This is a genomic window from Paraburkholderia caledonica (assembly GCF_000383275.1).
GTDB classification, from domain to species: Bacteria; Pseudomonadota; Gammaproteobacteria; order Burkholderiales; family Burkholderiaceae; genus Paraburkholderia; species Paraburkholderia caledonica.
Genome location: NZ_KB911037.1, coordinates 166,147 through 179,853, shown reverse-complemented (window position 1 = coordinate 179,853; position 13,707 = coordinate 166,147). Strand labels below are relative to the sequence as shown.

Genomic DNA, 13,707 nt, shown 5'->3' with positions numbered 1-13,707 from the left:
GCGAACGGATTGAACCGTCGCCGCAGGCTGGAGCAGATTTCGTCGATGAATCGGCCAGAAACAGAGGCCCGGAAGGATCAGAAGCGGGTGCGCACGCCCGTCGTGAGTTCGAGCTGGTTGGTCGCACCGAACGTCGAGCCCACGGTGTAGCCGCCATGCAGCCTCATGTAATCGCCGGCCAAATACACTTCGGTGCGCTTGGACAGGTGATAGAACACCGAACCATACAGCGTTTCCTTGAAGCCGTTATGCAAGCCCGAGGTCGGATCGAACGCGCCAATGTTTGCGTTCGGGATATCGCCATCGCCGTTGTACGCGGCGTTCTTCACGCGCATCTGCTGATAGCCGAGCTGGTAGTCGAGCGGACCCTTCGGCGACAGCTTGAGCGACACGGTCCACGCATTATCCTGACGCTGACCGAGCGAACCCTGATTGCCGAGGTACCGGAAGTAGCCTGCATTGGCGCGCAGAATGCCGAAGTTATAGTTGCCCCCCACCGACCACGTCTGGTTTGTAAAGCCAACGCGATTTACGTGACTATAGAAGCCCGACACGTCGAAGACGCCACCGTTATACCCGAGTGCTGCCTGATAATTGGCGTTGGAGCCGAAACTCGTTGAGTTGCCGAACGCATAGCCCGCGCTGGCGAAGATGCCGTTGCTGAACAGCTTTTTCCACGCTACGCCATTGTTATAGCGCGTGCCGGTCGCGCTGGCCGCGTAAAAAATCATCTGCTTGAAGTTGTTCGAGTTCGTCCAGCCACCCTCTTCCGTCGTCAATCGAGCATTGCCATACGGGTCGCCATAGATAGCGGCTGCGTCGCGGGCAATAGTATTCTGAAAGCCAGCGGTGATCTTGCCGAACGTGTCGTTCTCGACGCCGACCCATGCGTCGCGGTCGAAAATCTGGCCTGGATCTTCCATCTCCCCGTTGGTGACGACGAATTCGCTCTCCAGTCGGAAAATGATTTTCGTGCCGCCACCGATGTCCTCGGCGCCTTTCAGACCCCAGCGACTGCCGCTAAACCACGGTTCGCCGTCATTACCCATGCCGATGACGTGGTTGCCGTTGGCGTCCGCGTGGGTCCGGTACGTCGGAAAGCTCAGGTCCATCAGTCCGTAAAGCTGGACACTCGACTGTGCGTGCGCACCGGTCGCCTGGCAAACACCGGCCGCGACTGCCAGCGTAAGGTATCTCTTCTTCAAGTTTGTCTCCTCGAGTTGTTGCGTTGAAAATCTGCTGGTTCTGCTTCTGCATTGGCGGCGTTGGTGATCGCGCTTTATCGCGTTTGGCCTTGCTCTGCCTGATCTTGCATAGACACCCGTCACGCCATCGTCGAATCGTAGATATCTGAATCCTTCACGCACCTTTCCTGTACCATCTGTACAACTAAGTAGATCTACCGATTCGCCCCACGTTGACGCTGTTTGGATTGAAGTTACTCGATAGCTTGTGGCCGCAGAATGTAGCCGAGGCCACGCAACGTTGTGATTTGCGCGCTGCAGTTGGCGAGATGCTTGCGCAAGCGGTGAATATAGATGTCTATCGCGTCCGCACTCGGTTCGTCATCGAGACAAAAAACGCTTTCCATCAGGGCGGATTTGGACACCGTTTTACCCTTTCGCAACATCAGTGTTTCAAGGACGGTATGTTCACGGCGCCGCAGCGCGAGCCGAGCGTCGTTGTGGAAGAACTCACGGGTGTCGCAGATGTAGCGCAGATCGCCACACGCGAGACATGACGTCATATCGCCCGATTGTCGGCGAATGAGCGCTTTTATGCGTGCGACCAGTTCGCGCGCATCGAAGGGCTTGACCACGTAATCGTCGGCACCGGTACTGAAACAGTCCACCTTGTCGTCTGTGGATCCATGCGCCGTCAGCATGATGACCGGCACTCTGTCGCCGCGGCGTCGCAGTCGCGCGAGCACCTCCTTGCCGTCCATCCGCGGCAGCCGAAGGTCGAGCACCACGACGTCGTAGCGTTGCGTTGTCAGCACCATGTCCGCGCACTCGCCGTCCGGCACGCTGTCCACCGCGAAGTTTTCGAGGCGCAGCAGATGCGCGATCCAATGTGCGAGCTCAGTGTTGTCTTCGACCAGTAAAAGCTTCATCGGCCTCCCCTCAATCACGCCACTTCGGCAGACGAACGATCACCCTGAGACCCGTGTGCCCGTCAACCGCTTTCAATTCGACACTGCCACCATGCGAGTGCGCGACTTCGCGCACGATCGGCAGTCCAAGGCCCGTTCCTTCCGCGTCAGTCGTCCCGCGATAGAAGCGCTCGAATACATGGACACGCGACTCCGGCGCAATGCCAGGTCCGTTGTCGACGACCTGCAGCAGGACGTCGTTCGCCTGTTCCTCGCAGGTTGCAGTTACTCGACCGCCCGGCTGGGTATACCGGATCGCGTTATCGACGAGATTGGTCACTAGAGCGATAAGCAGCATCGTGCTGCCGGCAACGAACGCTGTTCCGTTCAACTCCGCGCCAATATCGATTCCCCGCCGCTGCGCTGCGTCCACGAGCTCCTCCAATACGCATGAAACGACAGCGGCGAGGTCGACCTTGGCAGGCGTGCGCTCGCGCGACGAAGACTCGGCCTGTGCAAGCAACAGCAGCTGATTGGTCATTTCAGTCATCTTCACCGTGCTGCGACGTATGCCCGCGAGGGCATCACTCAGCATTGGTCCGCAGTTCTCGCATGGACGCGCGCATTGAACCTGCGCCCCGAGTAACGCGAGTGGCGTGCGTAACTGATGCGCGGCGTCGGCGATGAACTTGCGCTGCGTCGTAGCGTGCACCTTGAGCCGCGCAATGCATTGATTGATCGCGTCGGCGACCGGGCAGAGCTCCGATGGCAGGCGCTCGATATTCACAGGTTCGAGCTGCAGAGCATCGCGGTCAGCGACGTCATCCTTCAGCCTGACGAGCGGACGCAACTCGAAAGTCAGCCCGATCAGCACAAGCGCAATCACGAGCGCGAGCATGCATCCCTCGCGCAGCAACTGGGGACGCCAGAGGTTGGCCAGCATCGCCCGGTACGAGGCCTGAGTTTTGCCCACGACGATCGTGACCGGCTCGATTGCACCCGAGTCGTATAGCTCACGCTCATAAGCCACGGCACGAACACGGTTACCGTCCAGAACGGTGTCGTAGAACACGGGCCCCTGCGTTCCCGAAGCAGGCAGCGCAAGATCGGGGTTACCGCCCAACAATCGGTCCCGTCCCTTCACGACCCGGTAGAACACCTGGTCCTGATAGGGCGACTCGAATATCTCCAGCGCCGCCGGCGGAATCCTCGCGATCAGTGCTCCCTCCTCCCAATCGACGTCTTCGCCGATGATCCGCGCGGACGCAAATAATGCGTTGTCCTGTAGAAGTCCGGCGGTCTCGCAAGCCGCGTCATACGACATCATGCCGGTCACTAACATAAACGCCGCGACCGGAACCAGCAGCCAGGCAAGCAGCCGTGCGCGCAGGCTTCGCATCATGGTCGACTACCCTCCGCAAAAGCCGCGTGTGAAACAACTTCAATCAAGGTTTTTAATTCCCAGATGCAGTTCGTCAAACGCCCTCGGTACAGCGCGGTGCTTCTTTTGATGAGAACGCATTCGCGCGCGGCGAGAGCATTTTCGCAAGCACGATTCCTGTAGGCACGACTACTAGCTCCATCGCGCACACGCCGCCGGGCATTTTTTGCCCCACTGCCATGACAATAAAGATGAAAGTAAAAGAGAAGACAACGGAATGCAAAACGTTGGTTAATCGACAGCTTTACCTTTTCTTTTAACAAGGCCGCTTGCCAATCTTCAGTTGCACTGGCCGCGTGGACTAACGGCGCGATTATGGGACGACAAATCCTTCTCCCCGCTTTCACGGCAATTGATTTTCTTAGGGGAAATCCATGATCGTGGTCCCGCAACTCGGGCGAAGCTTGTGTGACGGGTCGAATATAGATGGCGGCGTTCGTGCGATTCGCGGGCTCCATTCGCGCTTCCACGAAAGAGCTATAGGCGTCGCGGCAAGAAGCTCTTGCCTTCCATTCGCGTTAGAAGAACCGTGCGTCACGTCGAGGCGCGCGCGCTCTCCAGATCAAAGCGAGCCCTTCGAGCAGACTTCGTCGGATCCGCCTGGTGCGCAGGCCTTGTCAATCTTGCGGCGTGGCGGCGGTGAACTGAAGATGGATCTTACGTGGCATCGCGTGTGTGCGCACAGGAGTGTGCGTCCGAACACGGCGCTCGATGCCGCTCATTAACTCACTTTGTCGTCGTCGCCTCGAAAAGAGTAGCGCAACCTGGCCTCGATGCCTGACATCGGAGCAGGAGACCGTACCAGTGGCGCCCTAAGCTTTTCATAAGGTTCGGCGGCTAAGATCAGCTAATTTTCACTGCGATCTAGACCGATGAATGCACTCGAAGCGCTGAACCGCGCGCTCTTTCTGTCGATCAACGCGACACCATCGGCGCCCGTGTGGCTCATCGACATAGCCCGCTTTATCGCTGATGACGTGATCTATCTCGTGCCGCTCTTACTCGTCGCATTGTGGCTCGCAGGCGGCGAGGATCGACGCGCCGCCGCAGTGCGAGTGTGCTGCGCGGTCCTGGCGGCGCTCGGTATCAATCAGCTGATCGGTCTTGGGTGGATGCATCCGCGGCCGTTCATGATCGGCTTGGGCCATACCTTTATCGAGCACGCGCCGGATTCATCGTTTCCGAGCGACCACGTTACCGTGTTGGCAAGCGGCGCCTTGACCTTGCTGCTCGCCGGCGAGCGCCGCTACGGGCTGTCGATGTTGCTGGCGGGTCTTGCCGTGGCATGGGCGCGCGTCTTTGTCGGAGTGCATTTTCCGCTGGACATGGCAGGCGCTGTCGCCGTTGCGTGCGTAGCCTATGCGTTGGTTGCTCCGCTATGGAGAATGTCTGGCGCTTCACTGACTCGCGGTCTCATAGCTGTGTATAGAAAGCTGCTGGCATGGCCTATCGGGCGTGGCTGGCTTTCATCGTGATGGCGAGGCGACGGGCTGTATTGCGGATTGGCGATCGAGATGAATTGCTCACCATTATGGGCAAGTGCGTCCGCAACTTGCGGCCAGCGGCAGTTCGCATCGCCGCTGACCCGGCGTATTGGCGCTGCTTCCCGAGACTGGGGTATCGCGATCATCTGCAGTAACCGGCCGATGCTGTTGTAAAAGTCGAGCTGCGCAGTGATTGCACCCCAAGCTTGAAACTTGGCCTCTCAGATTGACCCGCGAATCCGCTCCCGAGCACCCCGGATACTTGCAATGACGACGCGACACGCGGCGCGCATGAATGCCTGGGCAAGCGGCATCCTGGCCTCCGCCGACTCCTCGTTACTGCGCAGATCGGCTGTGCCGGGCGCGAGGCTTTATCAGCTTTGCCGCCACGCTTAGGCGCACTACCGTCCAACTAAGTTAGCCCCAGATTGTGGGTAACGTCAGAGACGTGTCTGGCACAATCACCGGCTTATCGGAATACGTCACGTCGCCATATAAAACGAATGAAAGTCAAAAACTCTCGACGGTGGGCATCGCGAGGCCGCAAACGCTGGATCATCGCGGCGGCTGCACTTTTTACCGCCGCCACCATCCGATCGATACTTCACCCGTTGCTCGGCCCGATCATGCCAGGCACCGCCTTTCTTATCGCCGCCGTGCTCGTAGAGTATTACTGCGGCCTCGCGCCCGCACTCTGCGTGATGCTGGCGGGACTCTGTCTCGCGGACTACCTGTTCGTCCCGCCCTACGGACGCATCGACATCATCGATGCGTCGGATATCCGCCTGCTGCTCTCGTACACGATCATTACGATTGTTGTCATCACGCTGGTCGAGCGCTTGAGACGCGCGCAGTATCGCGCGGAACTGCTCGCGTCGGTAGCGCACTCGCGCTATGAAATGCTGCTGCGTGGCGATAACGAACGCCTGCTCGCGCGTCGCGCCACGGATGAAATGCATCGCATGCTGCATCACATCGCGCAGCACAACCGATCGCTCATTCTCATCAAGGCGCTGGATCCGGCAACGAGCGCGCCGCCCGGCAGCTTCGTCGCGGCGGAGGGAACCTCAGCGGCTGCGGGCGTCATCGACGACGAATCGTTTATTACGGGTATCGCCTACGGCGCCAGGCATTCGCAAGTGCATCAGGATGATCTCGCGCGTCTGAACAACCGCCTGGTGCCCGGTCACCACCGCATGCGTTTTCTATCGAGCGGACACGGTTGGCACGCAGTCGAATGTGTGTGCGAACGCTTCATTACCCCGTCCGGCGAATTTCTGATCCTTCGGGCGGAAGACTGACCATGAACCCCTCTCAATTTCCGGCTGCTCCGGGCAACGATCATGTTGTTCTCATTTTGCACGGCCTTTCAAGTTCTCCAGCGGAATTGCGGTTCCTCTCTCGCGCACTCGTCGAGGAAGGCTTCGCAACTCACACGCCAGAACTTCGTGGCTACAGCGCCGGCACCGGACATGTACCGATGGAGCAGTGGATCAGCGCAGCCGTCGCCGAATTCGACGCGCTTGCCGCGCGACACCGGCATGTTTCGGTGTGCGGCCTCTCCATGGGCGCTACGCTGGCCGCCGCCGTCGCTCAAGAGCGCCCGAGCGCGCGCGCGTTGATACTGTTGTCGATCACACTCAGCTATGACGGCTGGGCGATCCCCTGGTACCGGTTTCTGCTCGACTACGCCTATTACACACCATTGCGCTCGCGCTACCGTTATCGCGAGCACGCACCATATGGCCTGCGCAACGAGGCGTTGCGTTCGAAGATTGCACGCGTGATGCAGAGGGACGGAATCAGTGAAGTGGGGCCCGCGTCCATTGCTATGCCAGCGCTTCACGAAGCGAGCCGGCTTGCAAAGTCGGTACGCAGGACACTGAAGAGCATAAGCACCGACTGCCTCATCATTCACGCGATCGACGATGAGACGTCCAGCCCGCATAACGCGCGCTACGTCGTGGCGAACGTCGGGGCGTCGTTTCTTCGCACTATCTGGCTCGACGACTCGTACCACATGATCACATCGGACAACGAACGCGAGGTCGTCGCGCGGGAATGCGCAGTTTTCCTGCGCGAAAGTGCTGCGGCTTCGGCGTCCTGCAACAATCCAGCGCCAGTCATATCAAGGGCGCTCGCGCGGCGCCTGAGACAGTTGGCCGCCGTGGCGAGGAAAGCATGAGGCTCGACATCACCTCTTCTGGACGTCGATGGTTAGCGCTCGCAGCGGTAAGCGCGTGTTGCACAACGGGCGTCGCATACGCCGATGAACCGCAGGCCGACAGCAACTGGAAAATCTCGGTCGGGCCGGGCATGTATGTATTCCCGAAGTACCCTGGCTCCTCGCAGCTTCAGGTGCTTCCGTTCCCCGTGCAGGACATTTCATGGAAGGACTGTGTTTTCTCACAAGGTCCAGATGTGCTCGGCGTCAACGTGTTGCATGGAGAGAACTATCACCTCGGAATGTCGGTCAGTTTCGACTTCCAGTCGCGATCGTCGTCCGACGATGCGCGACTAAAAGGCTTGCCCGATGTGCACTTCGGACCGAAGCTGCGACTCTTCGGCGATTACACGGTGTGGGCGTTCACCGGCGCGGTGGCGGCCTATCAGGACATCGCGGGAACAGGACAAGGTCTGACGGCGACGGCCGATATATTCATGTCGGCGCCAATCGGTAACTGGCTCATTTCGATGGGCCCAGGCCTCACCTGGGCCAACGCGACCTATACGAAGACCCTGTTCGGCATTACGCCGCAGGAAAGCGCGGCATCGGGATTGCCGCACTACGATACCGGTTCCGGCATGCGCGATATTCACTTCAACGTGAATGCAACCTACAAAATCAGTCCGCACTGGTCGGCGAGCGTCGAGGCCGTTGTGGGACGCCTCGAGCATTACGCCGCAGGCAGTCCAATTACCGAGCGGAGGCTCGACCTCAACGGCGTGGCGTCCGTGCTGTACCGCTTCTAGCAACGAAAATCGTTCGCGCGATCCTGGCGGCCCGAGTAAACCCAGCGCTCATACTTCACTGTGGTCAGAGAGGAAACAGTCGGCAAGCAGTCGAGCCATCATCAAGGCATCGTTCGCTGTGTCCCGCAGAGCCGACCCCTGAACGTCCGACCGACGGCGCACGTGAACGGCGGGTTGCGGCCGAACCCGGAAGTCCCCAGCCTTCCGCAGGTGCCGCACTCACATCAACGACGCCATGCAAGCGAGCCTCTGCTGGCTTCAGCGCCTTTATGTTCGAAAGCGACTCGCCGCCGACCGGAGTGTCTGCGCCTGGTCGGCAAGTGACAGTGCTGCCGCAGTAGTCTCTTCCACCAGCGCCGCGTTCTGCTGGGTCGTTTCATCCAGTTGTGAGACAGCGCGGTTGACCTGTTCGATGCCATCCCGTTGCTCTTTCGCCGCCGCCGCTACTTCCTGCATCACGTTGCTCACTTTTTCGATCGACTGCACGATCTCCATCATCGTGCGGCCTGCCTGATCGATGAGCCCCGATCCTTCAGTCACGCCCGTCACGGCTTCGTCGATCAATGCCTTGATTTCCTTTGCCGCGCTGGCGGAGCGCTGTGCGAGCGTACGCACTTCAGCGGCAACCACAGCAAAGCCACGACCCTGCTCGCCCGCCCGGGCCGCTTCGACGGCGGCATTCAATGCCAGGATGTTCGTCTGAAAAGCGATCCCTTCGATCGTGCCGATGATGGACGCGATCTTTGTCGACTGATCCGATATGCCGGCCATGGTTCGCACAGCGCGATCCATCACGACACCGCCCGTCTTCGCGATGCCCGATGCGTTGCTGGCATATTCGGTAGCGAATCCGACACGCTCGCTATTTTGCGCAACGGTTGCTGTCAGTTCTTCCATGCTTGCCGCCGTTTGTTCCAGCGCGGCCGCCTGCGCCTCGGTACGCCGGGACAGGTCCGAGTTACCCGATGCGATTTCGCTCGTGGCGCTCGCCATCGACTCGCTGCTCGATAGGACGGTTGTGACCGTCGATCTCAGGCCCTCCTGCATCGCTGAAAGGCCTTGCATCAGCGCACTCATCTCGTGACGGCCTTCCACTTGAACCTTGTTTGAGAGGTCTCCGTTTGACATCGCCGAACAGACCTCCAGCGCTCGGGTCAAAGGACGGCCAATCGCGCGATGCAGGCCGATCGCGCACACTAGTGACAGAAGGATGGCGACGCAGAGTGCTCCTACCGATGCGCCGCCCACCGTGCTGAGTGTCGACTGGAAATTCTCGTAGCTCGACTCGCCGCTCGTCATCAGGTAGTCGTTGAGCGCGTCGGTGCTCCTGGTGAATGCGAGCGCCAGCGGCGGCATCACGTCCATCGTGATCCGGTTAGCGGCAACCGCATCGCCCGTTTCGAGCGACTGCAGCGTGGGCTCGATCGCACCTTTGATCAACCGGTCGAATGTCAGCGAGACGGCCTCTGCCAGCTTTTGCTGCTCAGCGGATTTCGGCAGCGCGAGATAGCGTTCGTAGGCCTTCTTCGACGTCGTCAGATAGGCGCGTGCTTTTTGCAGAAGCACTTTTACGTCCGGCGATTCCGGGTGCAGGAGCGCCCGGTCCATCGAAACGCGCGCGATCGCCATGTTGTACCTGGTGTCGCCAAGCGCGACCGCTGACGATAATTGCACCGCATAGATTTCGTGGAGCGCCGACTTCCCCTCTTGCGTTCCCCACTGACCGAACGCGGCAACGACCAACATCAGGGCGACGAGCAGGCCGAAGGCGAGCGAGATCCGCGCCCTGATTGAGACTTTCGAAAACATGTGTAAATGTCCGCTGGATGACGTGAGCCCCGCAGGGGATTAAACCGGATATGTCCGTACATATTGGATATCGGTCGCATCACCCAAACATGGATCGGTGTAAACCCTCACGCTCCTGAGCGCTTCAGCCTCATCGATACGGCGAACCGGTCGGCGGGATGCACACTCACCGACACTTCGAAGGCCACGCCCGTCGAATCGATATAGCGGCGCACAATTTCCAGCGCCGCCGAACCGATTGGCATCTGAAGTCGCTCAGCCATCTCTTTCGTGACGTTCACAGCCTGCACGTTTTGCTGGATTTCAACGACACAGCGGCCGTAACGCGCCTCGATCAGCGAACTGATCAGCGTGTCGGGCGCTGCCTTCGCTTCCTCGGCGATCTCCGTGTAGGTCGGATCGATGTAGACATCCGTCCAGCCGAGAGGCGGACGCGAACGGTCGCGTTCGATACGCAGGCTCGACACACGCAGCCAGTGCGCACCTTCTTCGCATTGCAGAACCTCAGCGAGTCTGCCGGTCACGGTAACCTCTTTTACCGACTGGATGACCCGCAGATGTTCCGAGCCGAACTGCACCAGATCCTCGACTGAACCCAGCGAAGGACGGAAATCATTCTTCGGCTGCGCCGACTCGACGCGCGTACCGGCGTTCTTGCGCCGAGACACGAATCCAAGCTGCTGAAGCTCGTTTAGCGCCGCGCGAATCGTGTGCCGGCTGGTGTTGTACCGATCGCGCAACTCCAGTTCGGTCGGCAGATAGGAGCCGACAGGAAAGCGTCCGCTGGCGATGCCCTCGGTCAGATCGCGAGCGATGTCGGCGTAATGAGGTCTGTTCATGCTTTGCAAAGTGAGGAGAAACGTAGGGGATCGATGCGCATCCAGGGTTAATCATAACTTGAACGATATGTTCGAACATATTATCTTCCATATGTCCGGACATATTAGCAACCTGTCCGCGCTTCGCACACTCCCGCTTGCTCGACTCAAGGCATCGTCATGACTACCCGCACCACCCCGCTTTCCAGCACCGTCTTCGATTCGATCCTGTTTCGTGACGCCTTCGGCACCGCCAAAATGCGCGCCCTGTTTTCTGATTACGCGCTGGTGCAGCGCTATATCGACGTCGAGGTCGCGCTCGCGAAGGCGGAAGCGCGCGTCGGCGTGATCCCCACCGACGCTGCGGATGTGATCGCGCGCGAGTCGCAGATCGAGCGCATCGACTTCGACCACATGCGCGAGGAGACGGACATCGTCGGCTATCCGATTCTTCCGCTCGTGCATCAACTGGTCGGCATGTGCGGCGAGGCAGGCCGCTATGTGCACTGGGGCGCGACGACGCAGGACATCATGGATACGGCCGTCGCGCTCCAGGTCCGCGACGCGCTCGATTCGATCGATGCCGATATCCGCGAACTGCGCGGCATCCTCGTGGATCTATCGAAGAAGCACCGCGACACGCCGATGGCGGGCCGCACGCATCTGCAGCAGGCGTTGCCCGTCACCTTCGGTTACAAGACCGCGATCTGGCTGGCGATGTTCGACCGCCATCAACAGCGCATTGCGCAACTGCGACCGCGCGTGGCCGTGGTCGAGTTCGCGGGTGCGGCCGGCACGCTTGCATCGCTGGGCGACAAGGGCTTCGACGTGCAGAAGGCGCTCGCCGCCGAACTGCAACTCGGCGTGCCCGCGACGACCTGGCACGTCGCACGCGATGGCTTCGCCGAGGCCGTCAATCTGCTTGCGCTCGTCACCGGGTCGCTCGGCAAGATTGCAACCGACATCATGATCATGGCGTCCAACGAATTCGGCGAAGTGTACGAGCCATTCGTCAAGGGTCGTGGCGCGAGCAGCACGATGCCGCAAAAGCGCAACCCCATTTCAAGCGAGCTGATGCTCGCAGCCGCGAAAGCCGTGCGACAGCAGGCCGGCCTGATGGTCGACGCGATGATCCAGGACTTCGAGCGCGCAACGGGACCGTGGCACGCGGAATGGATTGCGATTCCCGAAAGCTTCATCCTCGCTTCGGGTGCGCTCCATCAGGCGAAGTTCGCGCTCGGCGGCCTCATCGTCGACACGGATCGCATGAAGCATAACCTCGGCATCAGCAAGGGGCTGATCGTCGCCGAAGCCGTGATGATGCAGATGGCACCCTACACCGGCCGCCAGCAGGCGCACGACATCGTCTACGATGCGTGCCGTACCGTGAACGAAAGCGGCGGCACACTCGCCGAAGCGCTGGCGGCACTGCCAGAGGTCACCCGGCATTTCGATCGCGACGCGATCAACGCGATGACCGATCCCGCCAACTATCTGGGCCTCGCGCCGCAAATGGTCGATCGCGCCATCGCGCTGTCGAGCGAGATCTGACGAACGCTGCGGAGGAGCTACACCATGACGAACGACAACACATCGGGTAACGGGTCAGTCACGCCACCGGCAAAGCGGCCGTGGTATCGCAAGCTTGGGATGCAAGTGCTGATCTCACTCGTGCTTGGTATTGCTGTTGGCCTGATCTTTCCGAAGTTCGGCGCGCAGCTGAAGATCCTCGGCGATATTTTTCTCGCGCTGATCAAGGCAGGCGTTGCACCGCTCGTGTTTCTCACTATCGTGCATGGCATCGCATCGGCGGGCGACGTAAAGAGCGCGGGGCGCGTCGGCTGGCGCTCGATTGTCTACTTCGAGATCGTGTCGACCATCGCACTGGCCGTCGGACTGCTGGCGGGCAACCTGCTGCAGACAGGCAAAGGCATGACGGCCGTCACACCTGGCACGGCGCCTGTCATCGCGGCAAAGGCAGCGCCGCAAGGCTTCACCGAGTTCGTGATGCATCTGGTGCCCGACAACTTCATCGGCGCGTTCGCGAAGGGTGAATTACTTCAGGTCGTGGTGCTGGCCGTGATGGTCGGGATCGGTATTCTGGCGATTCCCGAAAGCCGCCGCGTGCGCATCAACGAAGGGCTCGATCTTATTTCGCAGGTGCTGTTCTCGTTCATCAATCTGGTGATGAAGCTCGCGCCGCTCGGCACCTTCGGCGCAGTAGCGTTCGCGGTCGGCAGCAACGGCACGGCCGTGCTGGTCGCGCTCGCGCAACTCGTGCTGAGTTTTTATGCGGTCATCGTTCTGTTCATCGTCGTCGTGATGGGCGTCATCGCGAAGCTCGCGGGCTTCAGCATGTGGCGCTTCATGCGCTACATCAAAGATGAAATCCTGATCGTGCTCGGCACGGCATCGTCGGAAAGCGCGTTGCCTCGCCTGCTCATCAAGCTCGAACGCCTCGGCTGCACGAAACAGACGGTGGGCCTCGTCCTGCCGACGGGTTATGCATTCAACCTGGACGGCACGTCGATCTTCATGTCGATGGGCGTCATGTTCATTGCTCACGCGTACAACGTACCCATTACGATCGAACATCAGATCGGAATCCTGCTGCTCATGCTGCTGACGTCGAAAGGCGCGGCGACTGTTTCAGGCGGATCGTTCGTTGTGTTCGCGGCGACGGTCACGTCCACGGGCATTCTTCCCGTGGAAGGACTGGCTGTCATTTTCGGCGTGTACCGCTTCATGTCGATGGCAATCGCCACGTGCAACACGATCGGCAACAGCCTTGCTACCGTGGTGGTCGCGCGCTGGTCGGGCACATTAGACGCGAAAGTCGCGAAGCGTCATCTCTATCCCGAGCTTTTTCCTGAAGTCGCGGAAGCGGATGAGCGCGTGACCGACGGCGAACTTTCGCCCGAAAACCTCAATCAGGTGAACCCTCGTCCGGCCACGCTTCGATAACCTGCGTTAATCGAACACTGGCATCGACGCATGACGAAGGCGGCTGGCATCAGTGTGATCCAGCCGCTTTCCGCTTTCGAATGCGGAGCCGCTCGTTGACGCGTGATGAGCTCCGCCCGTTCATAT

At 60.0% G+C, this 13,707-nt stretch carries 12 protein-coding genes; 6 read left to right on the top strand and 6 right to left on the bottom strand.

All coding sequences use genetic code 11. The features are described from left to right. Nucleotides 1-77: 77 nt before the first annotated feature. From H281_RS0113460 to H281_RS36820, 4 genes are all read right to left on the bottom strand, one after another. On the bottom strand, nt 78-1,205 hold the full coding sequence (locus H281_RS0113460) for a porin (RefSeq protein ID WP_020067636.1): 1,128 nt from the start codon (nt 1,203-1,205) through the stop codon (nt 78-80). A 233-nt stretch (nt 1,206-1,438) separates the two neighbouring features. Then, nucleotides 1,439-2,113, bottom strand: a complete 675-nt coding sequence (locus H281_RS0113455) for a response regulator (RefSeq protein ID WP_020067635.1) — start codon at nt 2,111-2,113, stop codon at nt 1,439-1,441. 10 nt (nt 2,114-2,123) lie between these two features. Further along, entirely contained in the window at nt 2,124-3,494 is a 1,371-nt protein-coding gene (locus tag H281_RS0113450; RefSeq protein ID WP_020067634.1) for a sensor histidine kinase, read from the bottom strand. Continuing rightward, nucleotides 3,491-3,991 carry a hypothetical protein gene (locus tag H281_RS36820; protein ID WP_164701879.1) on the bottom strand — a complete coding sequence of 167 codons (501 nt, stop codon included), beginning with the start codon at nt 3,989-3,991 and terminating at the stop codon, nt 3,491-3,493. The genes H281_RS0113450 and H281_RS36820 overlap by 4 nt, the downstream gene beginning before the upstream one ends. 414 nt (nt 3,992-4,405) lie before the next feature. Here H281_RS36820 and H281_RS0113445 point away from each other — a divergent pair, with 414 nt between their 5' ends. The 4 genes from H281_RS0113445 (at nt 4,406) to H281_RS0113430 (ending at nt 7,990) form a co-directional block, all read left to right on the top strand. Then, nucleotides 4,406-5,008, top strand: a complete 603-nt coding sequence (locus tag H281_RS0113445) for a phosphatase PAP2 family protein (protein WP_020067633.1) — start codon at nt 4,406-4,408, stop codon at nt 5,006-5,008. A 512-nt stretch (nt 5,009-5,520) separates the two neighbouring features. Further along, complete coding sequence (locus tag H281_RS0113440) at nt 5,521-6,318, top strand: DUF4118 domain-containing protein (protein WP_020067632.1); 798 nt, start codon at nt 5,521-5,523, stop codon at nt 6,316-6,318. A 2-nt stretch (nt 6,319-6,320) separates the two neighbouring features. Continuing rightward, nucleotides 6,321-7,202, top strand: coding sequence for an alpha/beta hydrolase (locus tag H281_RS0113435; RefSeq protein ID WP_027804567.1), 882 nt, complete (start codon nt 6,321-6,323; stop codon nt 7,200-7,202). Continuing rightward, nucleotides 7,199-7,990, top strand: coding sequence for a MipA/OmpV family protein (locus tag H281_RS0113430; protein ID WP_020067630.1), 792 nt, complete (start codon nt 7,199-7,201; stop codon nt 7,988-7,990). The genes H281_RS0113435 and H281_RS0113430 overlap by 4 nt, the downstream gene beginning before the upstream one ends. 267 nt (nt 7,991-8,257) lie before the next feature. Here H281_RS0113430 and H281_RS37480 read toward each other — a convergent pair whose 3' ends face one another. Together H281_RS37480 and H281_RS0113420 are read right to left on the bottom strand one after the other, a co-directional pair. Continuing rightward, nucleotides 8,258-9,799, bottom strand: a complete 1,542-nt coding sequence (locus tag H281_RS37480; RefSeq protein ID WP_020067629.1) for a methyl-accepting chemotaxis protein — start codon at nt 9,797-9,799, stop codon at nt 8,258-8,260. Nucleotides 9,800-9,906: 107 nt separating this feature from the next. Beyond that, nucleotides 9,907-10,638 carry a GntR family transcriptional regulator gene (locus H281_RS0113420; RefSeq protein ID WP_020067628.1) on the bottom strand — a complete coding sequence of 244 codons (732 nt, stop codon included), beginning with the start codon at nt 10,636-10,638 and terminating at the stop codon, nt 9,907-9,909. 159 nt (nt 10,639-10,797) lie between these two features. Between H281_RS0113420 and H281_RS0113415 the strand changes: the two genes are divergently transcribed. Beyond that, the gene (locus H281_RS0113415; protein ID WP_020067627.1) at nt 10,798-12,168 is read left to right on the top strand and encodes a class-II fumarase/aspartase family protein; all 1,371 of its coding nucleotides are present in this window, start codon (nt 10,798-10,800) and stop codon (nt 12,166-12,168) included. A 24-nt stretch (nt 12,169-12,192) separates the two neighbouring features. Beyond that, on the top strand, nt 12,193-13,581 hold the full coding sequence (locus tag H281_RS0113410) for a cation:dicarboxylate symporter family transporter (protein WP_020067626.1): 1,389 nt from the start codon (nt 12,193-12,195) through the stop codon (nt 13,579-13,581). The last annotated feature ends 126 nt before the right edge of the window (nt 13,582-13,707 follow it).

Bases quoted from the DNA above. Each gene is read 5' to 3' on its own strand.
- H281_RS0113455 (WP_020067635.1), bottom strand. From the start codon at position 2,113: ATGAAGCTTTTACTGGTCGAAGACAACACTGAGCTCGCACATTGGATC.
- H281_RS0113450 (WP_020067634.1), bottom strand. From the start codon at position 3,494: ATGATGCGAAGCCTGCGCGCACGGCTGCTTGCCTGGCTGCTGGTTCCG.
- H281_RS36820 (WP_164701879.1), bottom strand. From the start codon at position 3,991: ATGGAGCCCGCGAATCGCACGAACGCCGCCATCTATATTCGACCCGTC.
- H281_RS0113445 (WP_020067633.1), top strand. From the start codon at position 4,406: ATGAATGCACTCGAAGCGCTGAACCGCGCGCTCTTTCTGTCGATCAAC.
- H281_RS0113440 (WP_020067632.1), top strand. From the start codon at position 5,521: ATGAAAGTCAAAAACTCTCGACGGTGGGCATCGCGAGGCCGCAAACGC.
- H281_RS0113435 (WP_027804567.1), top strand. From the start codon at position 6,321: ATGAACCCCTCTCAATTTCCGGCTGCTCCGGGCAACGATCATGTTGTT.
- H281_RS0113430 (WP_020067630.1), top strand. From the start codon at position 7,199: ATGAGGCTCGACATCACCTCTTCTGGACGTCGATGGTTAGCGCTCGCA.
- H281_RS37480 (WP_020067629.1), bottom strand. From the start codon at position 9,799: ATGTTTTCGAAAGTCTCAATCAGGGCGCGGATCTCGCTCGCCTTCGGC.
- H281_RS0113420 (WP_020067628.1), bottom strand. From the start codon at position 10,638: ATGAACAGACCTCATTACGCCGACATCGCTCGCGATCTGACCGAGGGC.
- H281_RS0113415 (WP_020067627.1), top strand. From the start codon at position 10,798: ATGACTACCCGCACCACCCCGCTTTCCAGCACCGTCTTCGATTCGATC.
- H281_RS0113410 (WP_020067626.1), top strand. From the start codon at position 12,193: ATGACGAACGACAACACATCGGGTAACGGGTCAGTCACGCCACCGGCA.